Annotated in this window: 22 protein-coding genes and 1 pseudogene; 16 read left to right on the forward strand and 7 right to left on the reverse strand. The window is 68.7% G+C overall.

Annotated elements, in window-relative coordinates; all coding sequences use genetic code 11:
• Positions 1-26 precede the first annotated feature (26 nt).
• The 12 genes and pseudogenes from ACG83_RS03520 (at position 27) to ACG83_RS03570 (ending at position 14,806) form a co-directional block, all read left to right on the forward strand.
• On the forward strand, positions 27-1,505 hold the full coding sequence (locus ACG83_RS03520) for a site-specific integrase (RefSeq protein ID WP_054564681.1): 1,479 nt from the start codon (positions 27-29) through the stop codon (positions 1,503-1,505).
• Positions 1,505-3,223 carry a hypothetical protein gene (locus tag ACG83_RS03525; RefSeq protein WP_054564682.1) on the forward strand — a complete coding sequence of 573 codons (1,719 nt, stop codon included), beginning with the start codon at positions 1,505-1,507 and terminating at the stop codon, positions 3,221-3,223. The genes ACG83_RS03520 and ACG83_RS03525 overlap by 1 nt, the downstream gene beginning before the upstream one ends.
• Positions 3,220-5,397 (forward strand): hypothetical protein, encoded by a 2,178-nt coding sequence (locus ACG83_RS03530; RefSeq protein WP_054564683.1) that lies wholly within the window; start codon positions 3,220-3,222, stop codon positions 5,395-5,397. The genes ACG83_RS03525 and ACG83_RS03530 overlap by 4 nt, the downstream gene beginning before the upstream one ends.
• 2 nt (positions 5,398-5,399) lie before the next feature.
• On the forward strand, positions 5,400-5,849 hold the full coding sequence (locus ACG83_RS03535; RefSeq protein ID WP_054564684.1) for a hypothetical protein: 450 nt from the start codon (positions 5,400-5,402) through the stop codon (positions 5,847-5,849).
• A gap of 27 nt (positions 5,850-5,876) precedes the next feature.
• A complete protein-coding gene (locus ACG83_RS03540) occupies positions 5,877-6,389 on the forward strand; it encodes a hypothetical protein (protein WP_054564685.1) in 513 nt (170 codons plus the stop codon).
• A gap of 214 nt (positions 6,390-6,603) precedes the next feature.
• Positions 6,604-7,005: pseudogene (locus ACG83_RS46440) on the forward strand (hypothetical protein); the annotation flags it as partial.
• Between the two features lie 154 nt (positions 7,006-7,159).
• Positions 7,160-7,966 carry a hypothetical protein gene (locus tag ACG83_RS03545; RefSeq protein WP_054564686.1) on the forward strand — a complete coding sequence of 269 codons (807 nt, stop codon included), beginning with the start codon at positions 7,160-7,162 and terminating at the stop codon, positions 7,964-7,966.
• Positions 7,963-9,138, forward strand: coding sequence for an XRE family transcriptional regulator (locus tag ACG83_RS03550; protein WP_054564687.1), 1,176 nt, complete (start codon positions 7,963-7,965; stop codon positions 9,136-9,138). The genes ACG83_RS03545 and ACG83_RS03550 overlap by 4 nt, the downstream gene beginning before the upstream one ends.
• A gap of 89 nt (positions 9,139-9,227) precedes the next feature.
• Positions 9,228-10,703: a DUF4365 domain-containing protein gene (locus ACG83_RS41940; RefSeq protein WP_134351753.1), complete on the forward strand. Its 1,476-nt coding sequence runs from the start codon at positions 9,228-9,230 to the stop codon at positions 10,701-10,703.
• Positions 10,703-12,151 carry a hypothetical protein gene (locus ACG83_RS43860; protein WP_134351755.1) on the forward strand — a complete coding sequence of 483 codons (1,449 nt, stop codon included), beginning with the start codon at positions 10,703-10,705 and terminating at the stop codon, positions 12,149-12,151. Before ACG83_RS41940 ends, ACG83_RS43860 begins: the two co-directional genes overlap by 1 nt.
• Positions 12,152-12,419: 268 nt before the next feature.
• Entirely contained in the window at positions 12,420-13,160 is a 741-nt protein-coding gene (locus tag ACG83_RS03565) for a hypothetical protein (protein WP_054564690.1), read from the forward strand.
• 503 nt (positions 13,161-13,663) lie between these two features.
• Positions 13,664-14,806, forward strand: a complete 1,143-nt coding sequence (locus ACG83_RS03570) for a hypothetical protein (protein ID WP_054564691.1) — start codon at positions 13,664-13,666, stop codon at positions 14,804-14,806.
• Positions 14,807-14,933: 127 nt separating this feature from the next.
• Here the strand turns inward: ACG83_RS03570 and ACG83_RS03575 are convergent, their stop codons facing one another.
• From ACG83_RS03575 to ACG83_RS03585, 3 genes are all read right to left on the reverse strand, one after another.
• Entirely contained in the window at positions 14,934-15,176 is a 243-nt protein-coding gene (locus ACG83_RS03575; RefSeq protein ID WP_134351757.1) for a hypothetical protein, read from the reverse strand.
• 143 nt (positions 15,177-15,319) lie between these two features.
• On the reverse strand, positions 15,320-16,096 hold the full coding sequence (locus ACG83_RS03580) for a 5-formyltetrahydrofolate cyclo-ligase (RefSeq protein WP_235497574.1): 777 nt from the start codon (positions 16,094-16,096) through the stop codon (positions 15,320-15,322).
• Positions 16,097-16,104: 8 nt separating this feature from the next.
• Positions 16,105-17,634 carry a hypothetical protein gene (locus ACG83_RS03585; protein WP_054564694.1) on the reverse strand — a complete coding sequence of 510 codons (1,530 nt, stop codon included), beginning with the start codon at positions 17,632-17,634 and terminating at the stop codon, positions 16,105-16,107.
• A gap of 439 nt (positions 17,635-18,073) precedes the next feature.
• On the opposite strand from ACG83_RS03585, the gene ACG83_RS03590 reads away from it, so the two are divergent.
• The 3 genes from ACG83_RS03590 (at position 18,074) to ACG83_RS03600 (ending at position 20,655) form a co-directional block, all read left to right on the forward strand.
• Entirely contained in the window at positions 18,074-18,946 is an 873-nt protein-coding gene (locus tag ACG83_RS03590; protein ID WP_083473001.1) for a class I SAM-dependent methyltransferase, read from the forward strand.
• Positions 18,946-19,824, forward strand: coding sequence for an SAM-dependent methyltransferase (locus ACG83_RS03595; RefSeq protein WP_083473002.1), 879 nt, complete (start codon positions 18,946-18,948; stop codon positions 19,822-19,824). Before ACG83_RS03590 ends, ACG83_RS03595 begins: the two co-directional genes overlap by 1 nt.
• Positions 19,825-20,025: 201 nt before the next feature.
• Complete coding sequence (locus ACG83_RS03600) at positions 20,026-20,655, forward strand: hypothetical protein (protein WP_054564695.1); 630 nt, start codon at positions 20,026-20,028, stop codon at positions 20,653-20,655.
• Between the two features lie 261 nt (positions 20,656-20,916).
• Here the strand turns inward: ACG83_RS03600 and ACG83_RS45220 are convergent, their stop codons facing one another.
• The 4 genes from ACG83_RS45220 to ACG83_RS03620 form a co-directional block, all read right to left on the reverse strand.
• Positions 20,917-21,744 (reverse strand): hypothetical protein, encoded by an 828-nt coding sequence (locus tag ACG83_RS45220; protein ID WP_054564696.1) that lies wholly within the window; start codon positions 21,742-21,744, stop codon positions 20,917-20,919.
• A 26-nt stretch (positions 21,745-21,770) separates the two neighbouring features.
• A complete protein-coding gene (locus ACG83_RS03610) occupies positions 21,771-22,049 on the reverse strand; it encodes a hypothetical protein (RefSeq protein WP_054564697.1) in 279 nt (92 codons plus the stop codon).
• A 153-nt stretch (positions 22,050-22,202) separates the two neighbouring features.
• Positions 22,203-22,565 carry a hypothetical protein gene (locus ACG83_RS03615; RefSeq protein ID WP_054564698.1) on the reverse strand — a complete coding sequence of 121 codons (363 nt, stop codon included), beginning with the start codon at positions 22,563-22,565 and terminating at the stop codon, positions 22,203-22,205.
• Positions 22,562-22,936: a hypothetical protein gene (locus ACG83_RS03620; protein ID WP_054564699.1), complete on the reverse strand. Its 375-nt coding sequence runs from the start codon at positions 22,934-22,936 to the stop codon at positions 22,562-22,564. The genes ACG83_RS03615 and ACG83_RS03620 overlap by 4 nt, the downstream gene beginning before the upstream one ends.
• 699 nt (positions 22,937-23,635) lie before the next feature.
• Here ACG83_RS03620 and ACG83_RS03625 point away from each other — a divergent pair.
• The gene (locus ACG83_RS03625; RefSeq protein WP_054564700.1) at positions 23,636-24,526 is read left to right on the forward strand and encodes a class I SAM-dependent methyltransferase; all 891 of its coding nucleotides are present in this window, start codon (positions 23,636-23,638) and stop codon (positions 24,524-24,526) included.
• Positions 24,527-24,749: the final 223 nt, after the last annotated feature.

Consider the following 24,749-nt stretch of genomic DNA (forward strand, 5'->3'; position numbering starts at 1 on the left):
GTGTCGTGGTTCTACCGTCGACTCCCATGTTGCTGATCTTCTTCTCATCGCGGGGGTGGGAGTCGTGGGATGTCGAGGCGGCGCCGCTGGTCCCCGAGGGCATGCCGGTGTTGGTCGACGACGATCTGAGGTTCGAGGACGGGTCGGGGTGCCCGCGGCCGGCGGCGGTGGTGAACCGGTGGCTTCGTGAGCTTCCGGCGTGCGGTGTGCCGGCGCCGCGGTCGTGGGCGGCGTATGCGCGGGCGGTGAAGGACTGGGTGGAGTTCCTGGCCGGGCACGGCATCGACGTGTTCGGCCCGCGCGAGCAGCTCAAACTGGCGCTGGGGAAGTATGCCGAGGACCGGTCGGCGGGACCGGTGGAGCGGCGGCTGGCGGCCAGCACGTGGAGCCAGCATATGAGCATCGTGAGCATGTTCTACCGGTGGGCGATGGCCGAAGGGCACGCGTTGGCGGAGCCGTTCACCTACCGGACCGCGAAGGCCATGGTCGGCGGCATGGTGCGCGATGTCCGGGTGAACCTGGCGATGCGCCGAACTCCGAAACCGCACGTCACGATCAAATATTTGGAAGCCGACTTCGTGACGTTGCTGCTGAACGCGCTGGCCGGGCTGGATCGGGACGGTCAGGCGGATGCTGGCTATGCGGGGCGGGAGCTTGCCCGTAACCGGGCGGTGGTCGGGTTGGCGTTGGCGACGGGCCTGCGGTTGCAGGAGTTCTCGTCGCTGCTGGTCTATGAGATCCCGACGCCGCCGTCCCGGCCGGGGGCGCTGCCGGTGCCGTTTCCGGTGCCGTCCGGGGTGGCCAAGGGCCGTAAGTTCCGTACCAGTTGGATCAGCGTCGAGGCGCTGAGGGCTGTGCATGACTATGTGACGCTGGACCGGGCCGCCGCGGTGGAAGGAGCATCATGGTGTCCGCCGGCCCGGTGGGGTCCTGCGCTGCGGGTGAGTGAACCGGATAGGCGTGGCGGGCGGATTAACGGGGTGCGCCGGGACTGGGATGCGTTGACGCCGGGCGAGCGGCGTCGGCTGGTCGCTCCGGATGGTGGTTCGTGCCTGTTGGCGGTCCGTTCGGACGGCGGACCGTTCACCGCCTGGGCAACCGTTTTGGAACGGGCGTCGGATCGTGTCCGGGCTCGTGTCGAGCTGCGGTTCCCGCATGTTCATCCGCACCGGCTGCGGCATTCTTTCGCGATGGCCATGTTGGAACGGCTGGTGGACGGGCATTACCGGCGGGCCGCCGAACTGGTGGCGGCCGGTGGCGAAAGCGGGCCGGACGCCGCGTTGGCGTTGTATCTGAGCAAAGCCGATCCGCTGCTGGTGCTGCGGGATTTGATGGGTCACTCATCGGTGACCACAACGGAAGCCTACCTTCGCCGGTTGGACACCACCCGGATTTTCGGGGAGGCGTATGCGCGGGCCGGCGCGGCGGCCGGCCTGGCCGATGATCCGGCGGCGGACACCGAGGCCCTGGCGGAGTTCACCGACGAGCCCGGTGGGGACGACTGATGCCGGCCACGGTGACCGACGACGGGCTGGGGATCGTCTGCGTGTTCAGCGACGGCACCCGCACCACCATCCGTCTCGACGACGTCCCCGCGCCGGATCTGGCCGCCGACCTGCTGGCGGGTCTGGCCGAACTGGTGCATCCGCACGGGAGCGTGGACTCGGCGTCCACCGTCAAGCAGTACGTCTTCGGGCTGCGCCGGATGTGCCTGTTCTTCGCCGATCGAGGGTTTGTCGGGGGCGTGTCCGCGCTGGGCCGGGGCGGGCTGGCCGAGTACCGGATGGGCTTGGCCTACCGGCAGGACACGGTCGTGCGCGCTTTGCTGCGCGGGTTCGACGCCGCCGCCGGGCAGCTTGACCCGGGGGTGCGGGCGATGGCGTCCGGGCGGCCGTTCACCGCCCATCCGCGCAGCACCCCGCTGGCCCCGTATTCGGAGACCGAATGGGCCCGGCTGACCGAGGTTTGCCAGACGATCGTGTCCGACGCCTACGCCGCCCACCGAGCCGCGCTGGCGCAGGCCGCCGCCGGCCGCGACCCGCGCACCGGCGGGTGGAACCCGGCGAACCTGGCCTGGCTGTTGGCTCGGATGGGGCCGTGCAGCATCCCGGACGTCGCCGCCCGCGCCGGAGTCTGGGCCAAACGGGTGCAAGGATCGGGCGGGTTCCGTCAAGCCAGCACGGCGCTGTTCCCGCAGCTGGACGTCACCGTCGCCTACCTGCTGCTGTTCGGTGTCCACTCGGGGGTCGTGCCGGACGGCATCGCCGACCTCGGCGTCGGGGACGTCGAGTGGGCCGGGGACGCCACCATCCTGCTGTCCTATGTCAAGGGCCGCACCGGACCGGAAGCGACCACCCTGCCGAGGAAGGCGGTGCGGCTGCTGGAGCAGTGGCTGGCCCACTCGGCGCTGCTGCGCGGCTTCGCCTCGGCGAAGCCGCGTGGGCGGCTGTGGTTGGGGGTTCCCGGAGTCGGCCGCCCCACCGTCGTCAGCACCCCGCTGCGCCCGCTGTTGATCCAGAAATGGGTGGGGCGGCATCAGCTCGCCGGCGACGACGGCCGTCCGCTGTCGATCCAGCGGCACCGCATCCGCACCACCCACCAGGCGCTGCGCGACAAACGGGCCTGGACGGGCAGCGGCCGGGGACTGATCGACCCGAACCACAGCCCGGCGGTGGAAGGCGACCACTACCTGACCGCCGCCACCCCCACCCAGCAACGGGCCGTCGACTCGATCATCGAGGAGGGGCAGCAGGACATGCTGCGCCGCGCCCACCCGCCCGTCGGGGTGACCGGCGAGCAGGCGGCGGCGCTGGCCGGCGACTACCCGCAGGCGGTCTCCCGTCTCGGCCTGACCGACCAGGTGATCGGCGAGCTCGTCGGCGGGGAGCGGGACGTGTTCACCGCGGCCTGCGCGGACCCGACCGCCGGGCTGCACGGGCCGAAGGGCACGCCGTGTCCGGCGCGTCCGTGGGTCTGCCTGCTGTGCCCGCTGGCGGTGTTCACCCCACGGCACGCGGCGAACCTGCTGCGGCTGAAGGCGTTCTTCGCCCGCCAGTGGGCGGCGATGCCCGCCGCCGGGTTCATGGCCGTCTTCGGCCCCTATGCGTCGAGGATCGACGAGGTCCTGGCCCGTTATGCACCCACGGTGCTTGCCGAGGCGGCCCGCCACGTCGGCGACCACGACAGCGAACTCCCGCTACGGCCCGAGGAACGCACCCCATGACCGAGCCCGTCACCCGCCTGTCCGTCGCTGCCGGGTCTGGGCCGGCGCGGTCGCCGTTCATCGGTGCCGACGTCTGCCAGGCCGCCGGTTTCGCCCTGCTGCCCGGCGGGCGCGGGCCGGTGTTCGACGAGCCGGTGTGGGACTTCACCGCGGTCGCGGGCCTGCCCGCGCAGCTGCACCAGGCGGCCCGCCGGCTGGCATTCACCGGCATCGTCAACCCGGCCTGGCAACTCGTCGCCCAAGAGCTGCTGTTCGCGTTGCTGGCACCCACTCATCCGGCGGTCGCGGTGCTGCCGCGGGCGCTGCGCACCCCGCTGAACCTGCGCTCGGCCCGCTACCGGCTCGCCGAGCTCACCCGCTGGCTGAACTGGCTGACCGACCACGGTGTCACCACCCTCGATCAGGTCACCGAACAGCACGCCCGCGGCTACCTGACCCACCGGCGCACCGCCGGTGACGGCACGCAACGCGGCCCGGCGGTCCGCCAGGCCGCCGTCACCGCCGTGCTCGACCTGTGTGACTACGCCGAGTTGTTCACCACCGACCGCTACCCGCCCGGCTTCCGTCCCTGGGGCGGGGCGGCCCCGCACGCCATCGCCGAAACCCCACCGGTCGGGCCGAACAAGACCCCGCCGGTCGACCCGGCGGTTCTGCAACCGATGCTCGCCGCCGCCCTCTACCTCGTCGAGACCCTCGGCCCGCACGTCGTGGACCTCGCCCGCCAGTTGCACGACGACGCCCGGCTCCGCGGCCAGCTGCCGCACCCGCGGCGCATGCCCACCGACGCCATCACCGCCGTGCTCGCCCGCCACGTCCGCGACCGTGTCCCGCTTCCGCTGCTCGCCGACCATCACATCGCCGTCCGGCTCGCCGGCGGCTGGGCGCCCGACGACCCCCTGCTGCCGGTGGCGTGGGACCTCGTCGCCCGGCAGGCCGGGGCGCTGCGGTTCCGGCTGGAATGGGTGCGCCGGCTGCGCGGCCAGCTCGAAGCCACCCTCGCCCGCACCGGAGCGGAGAAACCGTACTGCCGCGTCGCTGCTGTGGTGCCCAGCGCCGAAGGCCACGGCCAGGTGGCGTGGAGTCTGCCGCTGCACCCGCATGAGGCCGAGGTCGTCGTCCGGCTGGTCCGCACCGCCGCAATCCTCGTCATCACCACGCTGACCGGGATGCGCGCCAGCGAGGTGATGGAGCTGACCGGCAACAGCCAACGGGTCGAACGCCTCGCGCCTGGCCGGGTCCGCTACCGGCTGGCCAGCCGGGTCATCAAAGGCCGACCGCTCGGCGGCACCGACGACGAATGGGTCGTCATCGAACCCGTCCACACCGCGGCCGGTGTCGCCGCCGGGCTCCTCGACAGCGGCGGTGACGCGAAGCTATTCAACCTGCTCGGCTTCACCGGCCTCTACGCCAGCTTCCGCGGCTGGGTGAACAGCCCCGCAGGCCAGCGCCTCGGGCTGGCCCCCATCCCGGACGGGCCAGTCAACCCGCGGATGCTGCGCCGCACCCTCGCCGTCGAGCTCGCCTACCGGCCCGGCGGCGTCCTGGCCACCAAGATCCACCTCAAGCATGTGTCCGTCGCGACCACCGAAGGCTACGTATCCCGCCCCGGCGGCGCGCAGGCCCGGCTGCTCGCCGAGGTCAACGAGCAGGAAACCGCACGCAACCACGCCCTCGTCCTCGCCGAGTTCCATAACTTCCAGAACGGGATCATGCCGGCCGGACCCGGAGCGAAAGAACTCACAACCTTCTTCACGTCCGTCGAGGCCGAGCTCGCCGGCCACGACCCCGGCAGCCCGAAAACCCTCGCCAACGACCGGCAGATCCTCAACCTGCTGTCCAAACGCGCCGGCGTGCTGCACCTCGGAACGGCGAACTACTGCTGGTTCACCGACCCGGCGAAAGCGTTGTGCCTCAAACTCGCCGGCACCCCGACCGCGACGACCCCGCTCGCCGGCATGTGCGACTCGGCCCGCTGCCCGCAAGCCACCCACCACCCCTGCCACCGCGACATCTGGGCCGACACCGCGGCCAACACCAAGGCATTGATCGCCAGCCTCGGCCCCACCCGCCGCGTCGAGAAAGCCCGCCTGCAAGCCGAGCACGACCGGGCCACGGCTGTGCTGGCCGGCATCGACGCCGTCGCCCCACCGGCCGACCCCACGGACCAGGAGTGACAATGAGGCTCACCGCCGAGCACCGAGCCCGCAACGAAGCCCGCATCCGCGCCGCCATCGACCGGCTGCTCGCCGGAGACATCCCGCCCGGCGGCAGCTGCGACATCAAGACCCTCGCCCGCGAATCCGGCATCGACCGCACCGCCTTCTACGGCACCCGCCCCTACGCCCACCTCCGCGCCGAATTCGAGACCCGGCTGACCGCACTACACGACACCGGCCAGACCCCCGACCCCCGGATCGCCCAGATCACCCGGCTCAAACAGCAGACCACCGTCCTCCAGCGCCGGCTCGACGCCCGCGACGCCACCATCACCGAACTGGCCGCGTTCAAGACCCAGGCGCTGTCCCGCCTGACCGCCCAACACGACGAGATCACCCGCCTCCGCGCAGCCCTCGACAGCGCCCACGGCGTCCGGCAACTCCGACCCATCCACCTGACCACTACCTGAGGTCAGGGAACACATATCATCCGCATCATGACTGGCCTTCCCCGACCGCCTCTCGGCGCGGGATGGGACCGATTCAAGGGCTGGCGCGACCAGTACGACCGCATGCGACGCTGGCACGGCCGACTGGTCCGTGAACACGGCCAAGCCCACCTCGACCTGGGCTGGTCTCACGAATTCTGGGACACCGCGTTCGCGTTCTTTCAGAACGCCTACCACCTGAAAGACTGGATCATCGCGGATCGACCCGACCTCGCGACCACGATTGAGGCAACAATCACCGGAAACCCCTCGCTCCGGTACTGCGCCGACATCTGCAACGGAACCAAACACCGCGCCGTCGATAGAAGACACCGGATACCCGGCCACCTCGCTCCGATCAGAGAGTACGCGCCACACGAACCGACACGGCAACGACTACATGTCATCGGGCCGGAAGGACCCCAGCCGGTACTCGACCTCGCCGATGATTGCCTCACCACATGGGACCAGTTCATCGCGACACACCTCGAACCGGCCACAGAGACCGACCAACGGACCTGACATCGGCATACCCGCCGAGAATCCTTTGACTTATCCGATTCCGCTCCGCTGAAGTCACGTCCAGACGGACGAACCCACCGATGTGATCTGTCGCACACCCAGGTGCTCGTTCCAGCTACACGACCGTCCGACCAAACACGTCACTTGAGCCCAGTCCCCGAGCGCGCCGCATGACAACACAGCCACCTCCGAACACAGCCAATGCGGAAACAACGTCGGCCCGCTCCTCCTTATAGGATGGGCGGAAGTCGGCCCCGGCCTCCTCCAAGCCATCCAGACCACTTCCCGGTTCCCGGCTCCTCACCCCGCAACCGAAACGGTTCAATTGGACCACTCGCAGGATGCAGTGGTTCCAGATGGGACCGTCCAAGGCCACCGGAAATCGAACGATGTGACATCGCGCCAAACCAAGCGGGAAGCGCGCCAGCAAGACCTGCTCCACAGAGCCCGCGCCGAGGACGTCCTCCACTGGCAGCATCATCAACGTCCCATCTCCGCGGAAACGCTACGTAAGCGCCTTCATGTGGGCTCCGACACAGCCCGTAGCCTTGTAGCCCAGCTCCGCAGCAACACCCACGTCGCACTCGATGGCCAGAGTGACGCCAACGCCGCATAGCCTGCGAGACCCAGGCCCGTCGCGCCCAGGTCCTCGACGCCGCCTACGCGGCCCACCCTGTCAAACCTGGAGCGCTGTCGGAGCAAACGCCGCCACTTGACCCCCTAGGTTCAGTTTGGTACATCATCCACTAGCAGTGGTAAGGTCCCGTTCTGTGAGCGAACAGGACGAGATCATCGCTGACCTCGATGGCGCAGGGGTGTTGGAGGCCGTGCGATGGGCCTACGCGTCCGGGACCGCGCGGGCCTTGGAGGTCTACTCCGAGGCCGACGGTCATGACGCGACGCTGCTCGGCATCCTGCGGCACACCCTGCTCCGCGATCGCCTTGATCGCGTCTTCGCCTGCGGGAAATACGCTCCGGCTCCTGACGCCGATCCCGCCAGCGCGCTCGACCTGCTGTACGTCGAGCTGAGCGACCGCGACATCGCCTCGATGCCGACCCTGGCGCCTGGACTGGTGATCCGGTCCGACCTCAATCACAGTCCCGGATGGGCCTGGGAACGGACACGGTTCCTGCTCGCAGCATTCGTCTCTGGCGAGCTTGATCGGATGCCGTGGCCACGGAAGAGCCGCACCAAGCAACGGGTCGCCCGCCAGCCCGCACCCGACTCCAACCAGCTCTCCCTGCTCGACGGCGTGACCGACGACGAGATCGATGGCTTCGCCGCGGTGCTGAAGGCCGCCCACGAGTTGGACCTGCGGACCTTCGTCGTCGCCCATAGCCTCGATCCCTGGACCGGGAAAGGAGAACTCGTCCTCGGCCGTCCCAGGCTGAACGCGGATGGCGGCCGCGCCTGGCACTGGCATCATGACCTCCTGCCTGCCCCACCCTCCGGCGGAGGTCGTCGCGACGAGGAGCGCCAAGGCCCCTCCGGCCCGAGCACGGTGCCGGACGCGGCCGTGCGCCTTCGCGCGAAGCCAGCGGCCCGATCAGGAGATCAGGCCGGCGGCGCTCGGTGAGCGGCGCGGGGGCAGGCAGCGAGCGAGCCGCCGAGGTCGCCACGCTGTTCGACGGCGGACGACTGACACTGGCACGGCAGCTCGCGGGCCTGCGAAAGAGCGAGCTTGCGGAGAAGGTCGGCAAGAGCCCCACCGCCGTTGCGGCCTGGGAGTCCGGGGCGAAGCGGCCCACGGCAGCTAACGTTGCCCAGCTCGCGCTGAGTCTCAAGGTCGAGCCCGGCTTCTTCGCTGTCCGACCGGACGATATAGCCCGGCTCAGCTCCACGCCGCATTTCCGCTCGTTGCGCTCCACCACCCAGCTGGCCCGGGACCAGGCGTTTGCCTACGGACAGACGGCGGTCGACGTTGCCTCCAGCCTGGAGCGTCACGTCGAGCTGCCCGTCGTCGACCTGCCCAGCGTCCCAGTCTGCGTTGACGTCACGAACAACGACGAGCCCGAGCAGGCAGCACGCACGGTCCGCAGCCGCTGGGGGCTGGGTAGGAAGCCCATCGGACATCTCGTCCGGCTCCTGGAGAACCACGGGGTCCTCGTGGTGTTCAGCCCACCGCAGGCAGCCTCGGTCGACGCCTACTCGTTCGATAGCAGGCTTCGCCCGGTAGTGGTCCTCAACCCGGTCAAGCGGGACTATTATCGCCAGCGCTTCGATGTCGCCCATGAGCTCGGCCACCTGATCATGCACAGCGACGCTGAGCCCGGCGGACGAGTCGTCGAGGACCAGGCCCATCGCTTCGCCGCAGAGCTCCTCATTCCCGCCGGCGAGATCTACGACCTGCTTCCGGCCACCATGGGTAGCGACGCATGGCGGAAACTAGCTCGACTCAAAGAGCAGTGGGGCGTCAGTATGCAGGCGCTGCTGTACCAGGCTCGTCGCCTCGGCCGCCTCAGTGACGTCTCCTACCGTAATGCCATGGCCACGATTTCGGCACGTGGTTGGCGGCGCAACGAACCAGGGCTGGTGGCCGCAGTCGAACAGCCGTCGCTCCTGCCGAGAGCGGTCGAACTGTTGAGGCAGGAGGGCGTCAACGAAGAGGCGTTGATGGCGCAGTGTCGCCTGCCGTCGGAGCTGTTCGGCATCGTGACGTCACGCTTCCCTGATCAGATGCAGGCGTCGGCGGAACCAGTGCCACCGGGGCGTGTGGTGTCCCTGCTCACTCGTCAGCGACATCCGTGAACGATCTACCAGGTCCACGAACGCACGTCAGTCGGCCACGCTCGGCGGACGCCAAGGTATCAGTTCTCGGATAACAGACAACGATCGAGGTGGTCCCCATTCCCCCAGCGCGGCGCAAGAAGAAAGCGGACCGGTCTTTTATGATCGGCGAGGGCGGCGTGGCGCTGATCAAGCAGCGAGTCTCAGAGATGGGCTACATCTTCCACGACCGCCGCGTGGACCACGGTATCGACGGCGAGATCGAACTCGTCTCGCCAGATGGCGATGCCCTGAATCTTGTTGTCATGGTGCAAAGCAAGGCCAGCAATAGGTCATGGTCCTATGAAACGGACGACAGTTTTCAATGGACCGCGGACGCGGTAGACCTCGACTATTGGCTCGGAGGAAACGCTCCGGTTATAGTCGTTCTTTCTCGCCCTTCCGAAGGTTTGGCGTGGTGGGTTGATATTCGGGCGGAGTTCAGCGATCCCCGCCGTCGGGCAGAACGCACCGTCACCGTTGACAAACATGCCAAGGCGTTCGATAGATCTGCGGCTGGCGCGATCATGCGGTGCGGTGTGCCACGCGATTCCGGTATATATCTGCGCTCTCCACCGAGGACGGAGATTATTACGACCAACTTCATGCCGGTGTCGAGCTTTCCTTCCACGCTGTATACGGCGCCGGCGACAGTACGTGACTACGCCGAAGGATGGGACTATCTGCGAACGGTCCCCGAGCATGCGCCCGGCTGGCTTCTCCGCGAGGGAATGCTGCTCAGCTTCGCCAACCCTCGCGACTCTCCGCTGAGTTATCTGTGCGATGGAGGCGTGGAAGAACACGGTTCCGAGGAATGGGCAGACGGCGGGGACATAGATACGAGAAACACGTTCGCCGATCTCCTGAGGCGCACGCTCGTCAGCGACCACTCGTCGGACTTGCAGTGGCACCAGAGCCGGCGCCATCTGCATTTTCGGCCGACGGCCAACCTGAAACCGCGGGTCGTGCGACGTGGAACCGGGAAGGGCAGGACCGTTTTCGGTCCACACTACTCTAAGAACGACCCGGAAAAGATAGTGTACTACTCGCACGCAGCGTTGGGACCTCGGTTCCGTCGCATCGACGGGCGCTGGTACTGTCAACTCGGCGTCGACTATTGCTTCACACGGGACGGCCGCAACGAGTCGTCCTTTGCCGATAGCCTGCTAGCCGGAATCAAACGCCTTGATCGCCATCCTGCCGTGCGCAGCTGGACGCAGACTTGGGAGAGCTTCCTGCTCCCGGACCTGCTGACGGCCGATGCAATGCTCATCCTCGCACCGCTCTTGACCTACAAGGTTGAACGCGGCATTGACGACAACTGGTGGGGGCCCGCTCCGGCCTCAGCCATCAACGACCCGCAAGACACCGCAGGCGACGAGGCGCTTGATCCCCTACTCAAAGCCGCCGGAATAGACGAGAACGATCTCCTTAGCCTGTTGGAGGCTATTCCCGAGGCTGAGCCTGCGGCCGACGAGGCGAACACCAGAACGAAGACGACAACGGCATCACGCCGCGGCGCCCGACAGAGAAAGCGTGGCGCATAATGAATCTCGACATACTCGACGAGCCCCACCTTGAGTTCGGCGGCGGCAACCGACATATCGATCCCCGATTCGGCATCGCTACGTATGGTCCGGCCGACCTGGGCCTCGACGACGCGCCCACCAATATCCGGCTCGGACTCGTCGGCCCCCGAGACCAGCTCGACGGTCTCCGACGGTGGATCGAGCGCTGCCGACAGCCAATCACCGCAAAAGAGGCCAAGTACCCGCATCTCTTTCCGGCGTTCCCTGGATGCGACAGCGACGTCGGGCTTTTCACCACCATGACCACAACTGATCGCAACAGCCGGGACGTTCCCGAGCGGGCACTAAGAAAAGCCAAAGATCTTCCTGGTGAGCTTGCCGTGCGGGCATCGGTCGACGCCTATCTCGAAGAGCTGGAAGCGGTCGCGGAGGACAACAGGGTGGACGTACTCCTCGTGGCTCGCCCTGATCTTGACGACGTCACCTTCGCCATGCAGACGGCAGAGGATGAAGCCGACAATTCACAGACGCGCGGGAGTCGCCGGAAGGAAGCACCGCTTCCGGTCGCCAACTTTCATGATCTCCTAAAAGCCCGCGCATTGCAGCTGGGTAAACCTTTGCAGATTCTTCGGCGAAGCACCTGGGACGAATCAGCGCCACCGCCACCGAAGCGTAGCCGGCAGGATGAGGCTACCCGGGCTTGGAACCTACACATCGCCCTCTATTACAAGGCAGGCGGAGTGCCGTGGCGTTTGCAGCGAGCCTCCACCGACCTCGCAACCTGCTATATTGGGATTTCTTTCTACCGCGCCGCCACGACGGGCGCACTCGACACAGCGGTCGCACATATATTTAACGAGCGCGGCGACGGGGTAGTGGTCCGGGGTGGTACCGCCCACGTGAGCCGCGAGGATCGGCAACCACATCTGCTCGCGGATGACGCCCGACGTCTTATCTTGGGAGCACTCACAATATACAGGCGTGAGCATCACACCCTGCCGGCTCGGGTCGTTGTCCACAAATCGTCGCGCTTCACTGAGGGGGAAACAGAAGGATTTTGCGCTGCCGCTGACGAGAAAGAGATCCACGCGCTCGACCTCATATGGATCACCAATAGCGAGGGGGCAATGCTTTTTCGGCCTGGCGATGCCCCGCCCTTGCGGGGCACCTTCATGAGCATCAGCGAAGACGAGCATCTCCTCTACACCCGGGGCAGCGTGGAGTTCTACTCGGTCTATCCAGGCATGTACGTACCGCGACCCCTCGGCATTCGCCCCGCCCAGCGGTCGGTCAGTTCGACTGAGATCGCCAGCGAGATTCTCGCCTTGAGTAAGATCAATTGGAACCAGTCACGCCTCGATGGCAAGTTTCCAATTACCCTGCAAACGGCTGAACAGGTCAAGCAGGTGCTCCGCTTCTGTGATCCCGAAAAGGAGATTGCTACCCGATACGCCCAGTACATGTAAAGAAGACGCTCGACTGTCTCAAGCAAGTGGAATCAGGGCGGCGCTTCGGCGAGAATCCTCGCGGTCGAGGAAGCCCACCTGGGGCGTCCTCTCGCGGCGCCGGCCTACAGTTACTGGAAGCCGTTACCGCACTGCGCAGCAAAGCTGTGGTCGATCTGGCATCCGTTTCGGAAACCTAGGCTGGGCAACCCGCGCAGAGCAGGTCACACAATGAACGCGATGAACCGTCCGCCGGCTCTCGCGCTACCGAAGGGGAAACCACCACCTAATGACGTACCACCATGACCGTGACCTACATCTTACCTACGGCCCCGCCCGGGGCTACTGGAACTTCGTTCTCTACATTGAGCCGCCGGTAGGGCCAGGAAGCGCCATCAACGCTTCCCAGAGCTTCCGCTCTTCCACAAGCCCCTACGCCGCGGAGTGGCTGGAGCGACTCGATCGCTGTGCCCCTGATGCTCTCCATGTGTCCCTTGTCAACAGTGACGAGGCGCCTACGCTCTGGCATCCGTGCGTCTACGAAGATCCCGAATCCCCGTCAGCGGTAGCCGGAGACGGATGTGTCTGCTGGCAAACCTTTCGGGACCCGATCACATGGCTGCCCGTTGCCGCCCACCACTTCCGCACGGTCAGCGGCAATCATGAATACTGGCAGCACTACACCTACGCGCCGCTTTCTATCCCCGATGGCGAACGTCTGGGAACGCTTGTCATCGACCGTGAATCTGACATGTTCTGGGTTCGCACTTACAGCGGTGCGCTACACATCATTCCAGAAAGGCAGGGAGCCGGTTACGGCTCGGGGTACGGTGGCGGTGGGCCTGTCGAGCTTGCGCGCTTCATCGAGAGGGTCGTGAAGTCGGACGGATACGACGTCGCCGCCGGGACGACATACGAATCGCCGGACACAAAAGTGCTCGGCTGGGTGAGTAGTGCGGCAGCGGATCACACACAGGAACTGACGCTCGATCAGCTCAAGCTCCTTTGCCGCAGCGGCATGGGGACGTAGGACGGCGGCTCAGCCTACGCAAGGTGCGACATTGCTTGGGGCTACCGTACGACGCTGGGCGAGTTCCGGCGCCGCCTGACAATCGATCATGCGGCCGTTAGATACCGTCCGCGCTCAGATCGGCGCCCGCCCCACGTGACCAGCGTGCCGTGACACGCGAGCTTCTCGACGCTGTACTCGCGACGGCGCCCTTGGATGCGGCATGGTCACCTGGCTGCGCCGCCCGCCCGGGTCGTAGGGCTGCGTGGATCAGCGGGCAAGAGGGCCTCTGGGCTCCGTCGCAGCTTCATCTCGTCGTGATCGCGGGCGACATCATCCGGCTGTCGCGGGCGGGATGTCGCCGCCGGCTGGGACCTCGCGCGGTCCTGGGTCCGTCGCGAGTGCTGAGCGATCCGGGCCCCGGGGCAATGCGGTCGTCAGGGGTGCAAGGAGACGGCCGACGGGTTCGCGTCGAATGCGGCTTTGGGCCTGTTCGCGTCGGGGGTGGTGCCAGACTTGGGTTCATGACGACGGTGCCGCCGGATGATCCGGTGTCGCGGCTGCGCGCGGCGGCGGGGGCGCGGGAGCTGGAGCGGGTGTGCGAGGAGGTCGCCGCCGAGCTGGTGGCCGCGGGTGTCGAGCCGTCGTTCCGGATCGCTTCGGTCGGCTGGGATCGGGACGGGGCCCTTATCTGTGCCGACCGGTACTGGCGCCGCCGGTTGTTGGCCGAACCGACCGTCGAGGTCGCGGCCCGCTGCGCCCGCTGGCTGGTCGATCACGCCGACCCGGAGGTCCGTCCGGAGATCATCGAGAAGTGGGCGCTCGGGTACGGGTTCATCACGCGGGACACGGTCGAGCCGGCGGCGGAGGTCACTACAGCGACCGGCAGAGTTCTTCGGGACAGTGCCGGCTCGGCTGAGGTGGCGTATTTCACCGCCCTATACCACGCGGCGAAGCTACGCGCCGACTTCTGGTTCGAGGATCTGGACCGGTTCGTGGCGTCCTCGATGCTGGCGGTAGCCGCCGGCCCCTACCGGGACGGCCCGCTGTTCACGGCGCTGCGCGCGTTCGCCGCCTGCGGTATGAGGGACACCGCGCGGGGGACGCTGCTGGTGGAGACCGCGTGGGCGGCCGAGCCGCGCAGCCGGGAAGTCACCGACATCTGCCTGCACGCGATCGACGTCGCCGCCCCGTTCGAAGGTCAGAGCGACCTGCTGCGCCGCTCCGCGGCGGAGGCCGTGGCCACGAGTCCGCGGGCGCACCTGTGGTGGTATCGGCGGGCCCGCGGTGAGCGTCGCTGCGGCGATTTCGACGCCGCGTTGGTCTCGATCGAGACGGCGCTGGGCTGCCTGCCCGCGCAGGGAGCTCGAAACGCCCATGAGCATCTCCAGGAACGGTACCTGGGCGAACGTGACCAGATCGTGACCATGATGGCGGCGAGGGGGCCCTGGACGGCGCCTGACCAGCGCCCGGCACCGCGGTGGGTGCTCCCGCTGCTCGCGGCGCCGGTCATCGTCGTGCTGATGGTGGCTGTCACCATGGCTCTGACGACTACGTCTGCCCTGGGTGATGCGATCGGACGGATGGCGCTGCTCGCCGCCAGCGTGCTCATCTCCGCTTCCGTCATCGCAGCGGTCCTGCGCTCCGCGCGGCGCTTCATACCCTGACCATGTCACCCGCGAGTCCGCCTTCCCACGCTGCCTGGGCCCGTGCGACATCCCGCCGGCCGGCGTCTCCGGGCCTTCGCGGGCCTGTGATGGTCACCGCTGCGGATCGACGCTGCCCCGGCCGCTGCTACCCGTGGCGTTCGCCTCCGTGCCTGCCCCGGCGTTTCGGTGCCGACCGGGTGGGATGGCGCCAACCGGCGGGCCGCCCGGTGGTGGTCTGGTTGATCCGACCGGCGTGGCCGCCGCGGGAGCCGCCGACCGTGCCCAGGCTCGCCGGCAAGGGGCCGTCGGAGGGCAGGCCCAGCGCGGCGCGGTACTCGGCGTCGCGGACGTCACGGCGACGCCGCGCCTGAGCCCTTTCGTTTCTCATCGACATCTCCCGTGATGTTCACCGTCGGATGCTGTGTTTCCATGCTCGCGCGCCGATCCCGGCCCTGCGACCGCAAACATAGGCGGATATCAGCATTTATCGGGAGAGCGACAATCCTCGCTGGCTACCGATGTTCCGCCGGGTCAGTGCTCGTCGGCACGGCGCCGAGGCTGACTGCCCTCGGGTGTTGTCGGTGTTCCCGGGAGCCGGAGTCGATCCGCCCGCAGGGCGGAGAGGACGGGGATCGTGTTGATGGTGACGTCATCGAGGTCCGGCCAGTACAGGCCCTCGGGGCGGCGGGGTGGCCCGCAGGTGAGGGTCCGGGTGGGGGTGACGATGAGGTCGACGCTGAAGTCGTGGCGGGTTTCGGGGAGGTCGTCATCGACGAGCTGAAGGTCGTGGACGGTGGTGACGATGATGGTGGTGGGTCGGACGAGACCGGCTTCCTGGAGGAGCGCGAATTCGAGGTCGGAGTAGCCGGCGCCTTTCCCGAGCCGTACGCCGTGGGGGTTGACCGCGACGCTGCCGCAGACGACGAGGTCGATGGGTCGCATGTCGGCCACACCGATCTGGCGGGCGATGGCGGCGGCGACGTGTCGGTCGGCGGCCTGGTCCGGTGGGACGGGGAGGGCCGCCGGGTCGAGGTGGTAGAAGGGCAGCCGCTCCGCCAGCCTCGGGACCGCCATGTAGACGGTCTTGCCCTCACGCAGGGCGCGGGCGCGGACAGGTTGCTGGGCCCGGTCGGGAACCGCCTTGATGATCCGCGCTGAGGTCCAGGCGGGGAGGGCGGCGAGTCGGGCGGCGGCGTCGTCGGCGCCGGTGAACGCGGGGATGTGGCCGTGGACGCCGGGTGGTGCGGCGTGTTCGCGTTCCAGAAGGGTCCAGATCCGGTCGCGGACTCGCTGTTTGGCGTCGGCCACGTCGCGGTTCACGGGGCGGTGGGGACGGGGGGTGCCATGACGTCGAGGAGACGGTCGCGGGCGTCGTGGACGGTCGGGATGTGGCGCCAGGGCTGGAGTTCGCGGCTGATCGTGAACGCCATCGTGATGCCGCCGCCTCCCCAGGTGTGGGAGACCACGTCGAGGACCTGGTGGAAGGCGTGGACGGCGTCGTCGGGTTTCCGTTGGCGGATCTGCGCGAGAGCGAGGTTCCCCAGGACGATCGCGTCGGCCTTGGCCGAGCCGTGCGGGTGGGAGTGGGCGCCTGCCAGGAGATCTTCGGCTGTTTTCGGCTGGCCGAGGAAGAGGTAGCAGGAACCGGCCATGCGCGGAATGTGGCTGGGTGAGTGCAGGTGGCTCGCCTCGTCCGCGGGGTCGGCGCCGCTCAGGAGTTGTTCGGCGTGGCCGAGGAGCTCCTCGCAGTCGGTGGCGCGACGTTGCAGTGCGTGTGCCTCGGCGGCGTGCAGGGTGGCCAGCCCGGCGAGGACGTCGCTGGAGCCTTCGGTCACCGCCGCGCAGCGGCGGGCGAGATCAAGCGCCGCCTGCGGGGCCCGTTCGCCGTGCAGGGCGACGATCGTGGAACGCAGAAGCGCGTGTCCTTCCACGATCGGATTGCGTAGTTCGCGGCCGGCTGCGGCGGCCTGGTCCAGATAGGTGCGGGCCTGGTGGTGGTCGCGTCGCTGCGAGGCGTCCCAGACGAGTTGGCCTGTCAGGGTCGCCGCTTCGGCTTCGGCGGTCAGTAGTTCCCGGCGCAGCCTCATGGTCGGTGCCTGGGAGCGCAGATAGCTGATGAGGGCGAGCAGCTGGCCTGCCTCGGGCAGTAGCTCGGTCGGCGGCGTGCGGTCATAGAGGACATCGAGGTCCTCGACCCGCTGGCGCAGGAGCGCGATGGTCACCAGATCCACGGATCGGGGCTGGTCGCGGATGTGGCGGAGACGGTCTTCCACGGACTCGTGCTGACCCGCCGCGAGCACAGGCCAGGTCACGGGATCGAACGCCGGTCCGCGGGCCGGCCGGTCCCGCGGGCCGGCGGCTGCGGACCGGGCCGGGACCGCTGGTCCGGCCGGAGTCCGCGTGGGCGGCGCAGGGGTGGGTGAGGTGGGTGCGGGGGCGCTGATGGTGGAGAGGAGAAGCCGGTCGGCGGGGGTGAGACGGTCATGGTCGTCGAGGTCGAGCAGGGCGTGGACATCGGTTCCGTAGACGCCCGCGAGCAGGGCCAGGGTCTGGGGCATGAGCCGGCGCACCCGTGACCGCGGGAAGTTCTCCAGCTCGCTCAGTTTCGGTTCGGTCATCGGCGCTTTGCCCGCCGGGTCGAGTCCGTGTTCGGCGGCGTAGGCGTTGATCCGGTCCGCGGCCTGCGTCAGGGTCCAGCCGAACGCGTACCGATGCGCCGCCCGGGGGCGCAGACGGTAGCGGCGGGCGAACTCCGCGGCGATCTCCTGATGCGTCATCCCGCGATCCCGCATCCGGGTGCGCAGCTCGTCCTGTTCGGCGCGCAGGCTGGCCTTGGGCCTGGACATCCGAGCGTTCTCCTCGCCGGCGGCGGCCCTCCCGGCGGAGGGCCCGCAGAAGCAATCAGTCCTTCTCAAGGTAGCCGTACGGTCACGATGTCCGCGCACAGCCTTGGCCGTCGCCCGTGGTCTCCCCCGGTGGGCGGCCCGCCACGACGGACGGGGACACAGGCAGTCCGGGACGCCCCGCCAGCACCGGAAGGGCGGCGCCGCTTTCCCACCGGGCCAGGAGCTCCCCGTGTGCCGCGATGCCACCGGTTCGCGGCTCTCGTCGACGAAGACTCGGCTCCGCGTCACGGCGTTAACGCAGGTCACACCCGCGATCGGGGTGTGAACAAAACGTTCGCCGTGCGGGTAAGGACCACGGCCACCCCATCGGGTGATCATCTTGTGTGTTCTGCCTGCCGGCGAAAGGTGGGTGCCCGCTCTCCGACTTCAGGAGTTGACCTTGGCTTCGCAGCGCCTGTCCGAGACAGCGGCCACGGGTCGGCGCGCCGTCCGCGCCGACGGGCGGCACGGGTCCGGCCTCCTGGTCGTGCGCCGCTACGACCAGCCTCCTCCTCGTCCGCTCCGCCCCTCCGCCGGCGACAGCGGCGTCCTCGCCGGCGCCCGCGTGCGACCCGGACGAGAGCTGGTCGCCCTCAATCCAGCGCCAACGCTGGTGTCCGGCGCGCTGTCGGCGGCCTGCCCCGGTGGAAGCGTCACGGTCCTGGCCCCGACCCCCGCGGCGCTGGCCCAGATCCGGCCCACACCAGAGAACCGCCACCGCTGGGGGTCCGTCTGGGACGCCACCGAGCTACCCCTCCCCGACGCCAGCACCGACGCCGTGATCGGCCGCAACGCCCTGGCACCCCTCGGCCACCCCCGCCGCATGCTGATCGACATCGCCCGCGTCCTGCGACCGGGCGGACGGCTCTCACTGTGCGAACCCCTACTCGGCCAGCGCAACCCGATCGACCTCGACGGGCTGAACCGGCACGACCTGACCCAGGTCGAACGGGTCCTCGCCGGCGTCCAGCCCGCCGCCCACGCGTTCACCGTCCCCGCCGCGATCGGGAACGCCCGCCTCGCCGGCCTCACCGACATCGAGCACCTCACCGACACCGTCACGGCCAGGCTCGCGACCGTGGCCGCCGCCGAGGCGGCACTGCACGCTCCGGGCCCGGCCGGCGAGTCCGTCTACCAGGCGATCAGCCGCAGCCTGGGTGCCGCTTTCGCCCGTCGCTACGCCGACGCGTGGCGCGCGACCGCACGCCGAAGCCCCCTCCTCCTGACCACGCCGATCGTCTATCTCACCGCGACCAAGCCAGAAGGCAGCTGATGACCCGAGGACCCGGCGCCGCCACGTTCCCCCCACCCACAGGAAGCATCCACGCCGGGGATTCGTTCACGGGCATCCCGAGCGCCGATGACCCGCCCTACCCGCCGCCCACCTTCGACACCACCCGGCCGCACCCGGCCCGGGTGCGCAACTACCTGCGCGGCGGCAAGGACCACTTCCGCGTCGACCGGGAGCACGCCGACAGGATCATCCAGGCGTTCCCGGACATCGTGGACGTCCCTCGCGTGTCCGCACGCTTCCTGAACCGCGCGGTGACCCACCTGGCCGGGGAGGCGGGCATACGCCAGTTCCTCGACATCGGACCGGGCCTGGCCTTCGGATACGCCACCCACCAGATCGCTCAGATGGCCGCGCCATCATCACGCGTCGTCTATGTCGATAATGATCCGCTTGTTCTGACGCATGCCCGCGCGTTGTTCGTCAGCGCACCCGAAGGCGCTGTCGCCTGTCTCGACGGCGACGTCCACGACCCTGCCGCGATCATCACACGGGCGGCCGAGACCCTCGACCTCACCGCACCCGTCGGCCTGATCCTCACCGCGGTCCTGGGCCTTATCGCCGACCTCGACGAGGCGCGCACGATCCTTAGGACCCTGCTGGACTCCCTACCCCCGGGCAGCTGCCTGGTCCTGGAGGACGGCGTAGCCGAGCCGGACACCGAGCAGGCCAGGGCAGTGCAGGCGCTGTCCGAGGACCACGGGTACCACTACCGCACCTCCGAGGAGATCATCAGCTTCTTCGACGGACTCGACCTCGTCGAGCCAGGCGTCGTCTCCCCCGCCCACTGGCGCGACAGTCTCGGCGACGACGGTCCCCATGCTCCCTTCCAGATGTGCGGAGTCGGCCGCACATCATGATCCCGTCACCGGCCCCGGCTCGGAGGTCGTGAGAGGGGCACGCCGCCGCCGCGCCCTGCGCCCAGCGGGCAGCCAGGAGCTTTCCGGCGGGCCCTCCCTTCAGCCGCGGCATCCGACAACAGGTTCATACCCGCAACTTTCACCCAACACGGACTGGACCGTTACGCACTGCAAGGCAGGTGCCCGTTACCGTTCTGCGGCATGGCACGTGTGACGCCCGCCCTCGACCGTCTCACCGAGACCGTCCGAGCCGATTTCCTCCGCAACATCACCGATCCTGACATGACCGGGACCGGCCTGCCGCAAGCGATGACCATGGGCGACATGCTCGCGGCCAGAACGACCGCCGCAGCGGGTACGAGTGGCTACCTGCAACTCGGCTCCCACGTCACGAAGGCGATACCGCGGCTCTACAACATCCGACGTGAGCGACAGTACGAAACCGACGAGAAAACCCTGGAACGGGCAGTAGCCGACCCCGTTCTCCACGGCGTCGGCCAGGAGATCGCCGCGAACGTCACGACACTGGTCTGGGACGTTGACGGCTACCTGATCGGCTGGCTCTCCGAGACAGTGACCCAGCTCCCTGAGCCGCAGGTGAGCGCGCTCCTGCTGGAGCTCTGGCAGATCCGGGAGGAGGAGTTCGCCCCCGACGCTCCCGGCAGCGACCTCGACCTCAACGCTGACGATCCCCTGACGGCCACCTTCGACCATCCCCAGCACTACCTGCTCGACCTGATCGTGGACACGGTCCTCGCTCGGCTCATGAAGCGCCACGGACCCGAACTCCTCCTGGCCTGGGCCGACGCCGTCGACAAAGCCCACCGATAGCACCAGCTCCCTCGACCGACCTGGTTGTGCAGCGTGCCGGCGACCCGACCCAGCCCTGACCACTGCACCCAGGCGGGGATGGTTAATCGGGCCGCGGCCAGAGCGCCGCGTGCCGGCGCGCAGATATTCAGCCGCAGCCGTGTGTCCCCTTCCCCGGGCGCGGCCCGCGTCGGTGGACGGCCCACCGTCGCCACCGCCGAGATCATCCGTGCCGCTCGGGACATGCTTCCCAACCCCGATGTCAGTTCGTTTCCGGCCTGCTCAGAGCAGGGTGGGATGTTGCTTGCCGGTCTTGGCGAGGCGCTGTGCCCGTGCGTACAGCTCGTCGCGCACGAGCGCGGGTGCCGCGAACCCGTCCGCGACGGGGATGAGGAACTGCCCGGCGGCCTCTTTGCGAGCGGCGGGCGAGCTGGCCTGCTGATACTCGGGGGTCGTCAGCAGCTGGGCGGCCAGCTCGTCGAGCCGCGGGGTGAGCTGGGCGTACTGCGCCTGGGCCAGCGCCTCGGCTTGGTCGGCCGCGTCACGGCACGCATCCCAGCCGACCCAGCTGTCGGTGCCTTCCGGGAGGGCGAGCTTGGCGTACCGCTGCCTGGCCGCGCCCGCCCTCGCCGCCCGGAACCCCGGATCGGCCAACAGCACAGTCACCAGCTCGGCGGCCAGCCGTGCCCGCTCCTCATCGCTGGGGCGCTCCGCGTCCTCGTCATCGCGCCGCGCCGGGAACCGCGTCGACCGGCTGGCGGCCAGCTCCTGCCATTCGAGGTACCAGGGCGCGGACTGCTCCCAGAAATGGATCAGACCGTTCACGGCGAACGCGACGCTGACCCGGCCGGTCTCACCCTTGCGCCTAATCAGCTCCGCCGGCGGGTCCGCCACCTCACCGCCAGCGGGATCGAAGGCGACAGCCTCGAAGTACAGCACTCCGCCGCCGAGGGACGCGGCGAGGGCGAGAAAGCCCGGCAGGTCCAACACGTCCGGGGAGATGTTCACCTCCGGACCGAGGTCACGTTCCGGCACCGCCGGCACCAGCGTCACGGCACTGCGCGCCGCGAACTCCGTCACGGCCGCGGCCAGCTTCGCGAGGTTATCCACGATACGACGGTAGTGACAGCGAGCGACTATTTCCGCCGATTGGAGTAACCGAGCAGATCAGCGGTAGTTCCACAGGTTGGTGGTGTCGACGAGGTCGGTGTCGAGGTGGCCGGGATGCCGTGGTGGTCGCTGGCGCCGGGCGGGGTGTCGAGCAGCCGGTAGCTACGCAGGGCGGGCGCGAGCGGTCCAGACACCCGGATCTGGTCGATCCGGTCGTCGCTGCCGGTCCGGCGCAGCAGTGCCGGGTCGTCGGTCTGCTCGTAGAGGTGCCCGGCAACATCGACGTAGCCGCAACGTTCGAGCATTTCGGCGACCCTCCGGTCCGGGATCAGCTCCCCGTCAGGGCCGCTCAGGGTCCGGGCAGCGAGATTGCACACCGATGCGCGAGCGGTCAATGTGGCAGGGTGCCAGCTCCGCCGGCCTGGTGGATCGATGAGGCGGAGAGGCCGGTCGGCATGTCAGTGTGTCTTTCCGGCCTGGGCGCGCAGGCAGGAGGCGGCGTCGATGGTGGTCGCGGCCCGGATCAGCATCCAGGCGAGGGCCTGCGCCTCCTGCGCGGTGAGGTACTCGAAACCGCCGCGGGTGGGGGCGTGATCACCGAAGTCGGCGCTGATGACCGCAGGGTGGACGGTGGACGCGGTCACGTACTGCTCGACGCGCACCCGCAGCGGGCCGTTCACCGCGGATCGCAGTCCAGGTATCTCCGGGATGTCGATCTCCGCGATCTCCGCGATGTGCTGGTCGCCGGGGCCACCGGATTCGAGACGGAGATGGCCCTCTGGAAGCTGGCACCACGCGGGGCAGGAGTCGCTGGCCGTCATCGGAGGACCCGCCGACGCTTCGGCTGGTCGCGGCCGTTGGCGGAGGCCGTCGGGGTGGGAGGGCTGTGCCAGACGAGGCGGAGGTTCCGTCCCGTGACGGCGAAGATTTTCACGGCGTCGTCCACGTGGGAGCAGACCGTGGAGAACGTCCCGCCGCGCGCGACGACGACGGCGTGGTCGCTGAACTGGAGTCCCCAGCCGAACACGGTGTCCTCCAGCATGCCGATGTCCTGTTCGACGAGCGCGAACACGCGAGGCGCGTGTCCGGCGACGAACGCCTCCAGCATGCCGGGCGTGTCCTGGATGGCGCCCAGCCAGGCCAGGTCAGCCCGGAGACGATCGTCGGGCTGGGTGCGGGTCTCGGCGGTCATGTGGTCTGTTTCCTTTCCGGATAGCGCTGGGCAGGCGGCGCGCTCGCGCGACCGCATCGCCCTTCGGTAGCGGTTTCCCAGGGGAGCCGAAAAGCGGGGCCGGTAGGGGTTCCGTCGGGTCCGCGGGAGGACAGCGGCGCGCTGGCGTGGCAGGGGCGCGGTCCGCGTCCGCGGGCATCGGCGCTCCTTCCTGGCGGGAGAGGTGGAACCGTCACACCATCGCCCGGACGGAGGCCGGGGGTCATTCCCCCTCCGACGAACAATCTGTTCGGGGTGTGCTGCCTTTCTGACCTGCACGGATATGCCGGCGGTGGGCTCTCGCTTCGGCGGTGACCGCCCATTCCCGGGGTGCGACGTAGAGCCCTGCCGCCGCTGATCGTCACCGTCGCCGGCTGCGCTCGTCGGCGGCGAACACCGCCAGTCGCCGGCGTGTCACCACAGCCTTTGGAAGGTCGATCCTGCCGATTGATCCAGCGCGGTCCGCCCCGTCGCACGGGTGGCTGTGGGCGTCCGGTGGACCCCATGGCGAACAAACGGGGACGGTGCCAACAGTCTTCGCAGCTCCCGGCGGTTGCGGCGGGGTGAACGAATCGTTCCCGCTTGCGGGAATGACGGCCCGATCGACGACCGTGATGATCATTGTGACCGCTGCCCGCACGTCGCCTGAGTGGGTAGCACCGCCGACCAGAAGAGTGATTCGTGACGTCCCAGCATCCGACCAAGGCCGCACGCGCCGGCCGGCCCCAGAACCGGTCTGGCCGCTCCGCCGGCGAACACGTCGATTCCGATCTGTTGACCGTGCACCGCGCCGACCGGCGCGATCCCCGTCATCGACCCTCCGCGCTGGCGGCTGCCGTGCTGGACGGTGCCGCCGCCCGTACCGGACAGGACCTGCTGGATCTGAGTCTGGGCGCGAGACTGACGCCCGCGGCGCTCGCGGCCGTCGTGCCCGGCGGCAGCGTCACGGCCCTGGCCCCGACCCGGGCGGCGCTGAGCCAGATCCGGCCGACCCCGGAGAACGGCCAGACGTGGGGATCGGTCTGGGATCTCGCGGAGCGGCCCCTGCCGCTGCCCGATGCCAGCTTCGACGCGGTCATCGGCTTCAGTGTCCTGGCACCGCTGCGTCATCCCCGCCGCATGCTGATCGACATCACGCGGGTCCTCAGACCAGGGGGGCGTCTGTCGGTCTGCGAGCTCGTGCTCGCCCGACGTCAGCCCATCGAGCTGGACGGGCTCAGCGCCCACGACGTCAGCCGTGTGGAGAAGGCGATGGCCGCCGTCCGGCCGGCCGCCTACGCGTTCACTCCGGCCCATGCGGTCGGCAACGCGCGCCTCGCGGGGCTCACCGAGGTCGAGTACACCGAGGACACGGTTACCGCCCCGCTGGAGAATGTGAGCGCCGCCGAAGCCGCGCTGCACGCCCCGGGCCCGGCCGGCGAGTCGACCTATCAGGTGATCGGCCGGACCCTGGGCGCCGCGTTCGCCCGTCGCTACTCCGAGGCGTGGCGTTCAACCGCCCGCCGGCGCCCCATCCTCCTGCATACCTCCATCGCCTACATCACCGCGATCAAACCGGACGTCTCCCCCTGAACCCTCCGGCCGCGCGGTCGCCGCCACCGCTTCCCGAGACCTCACGCCTCACGCACCACCGTAGGGAAACGATCACACTCCGGGGAGATAGGGGCTGGCAACGAGCGAAGAGATACCCGTTCCCCTCGGTGTTTTCCCAGCTCAGGCGGGGTCCGGACGGGTGAACGGCTTCTTCGCGGTGAGGGGGATGACCACCCGACGCCGCTAGGACGAAGGTGTAACG

The organism is Frankia sp. R43, assembly GCF_001306465.1.
Classification (GTDB): Bacteria; Actinomycetota; Actinomycetes; order Frankiales; family Frankiaceae; genus Parafrankia; species Parafrankia irregularis.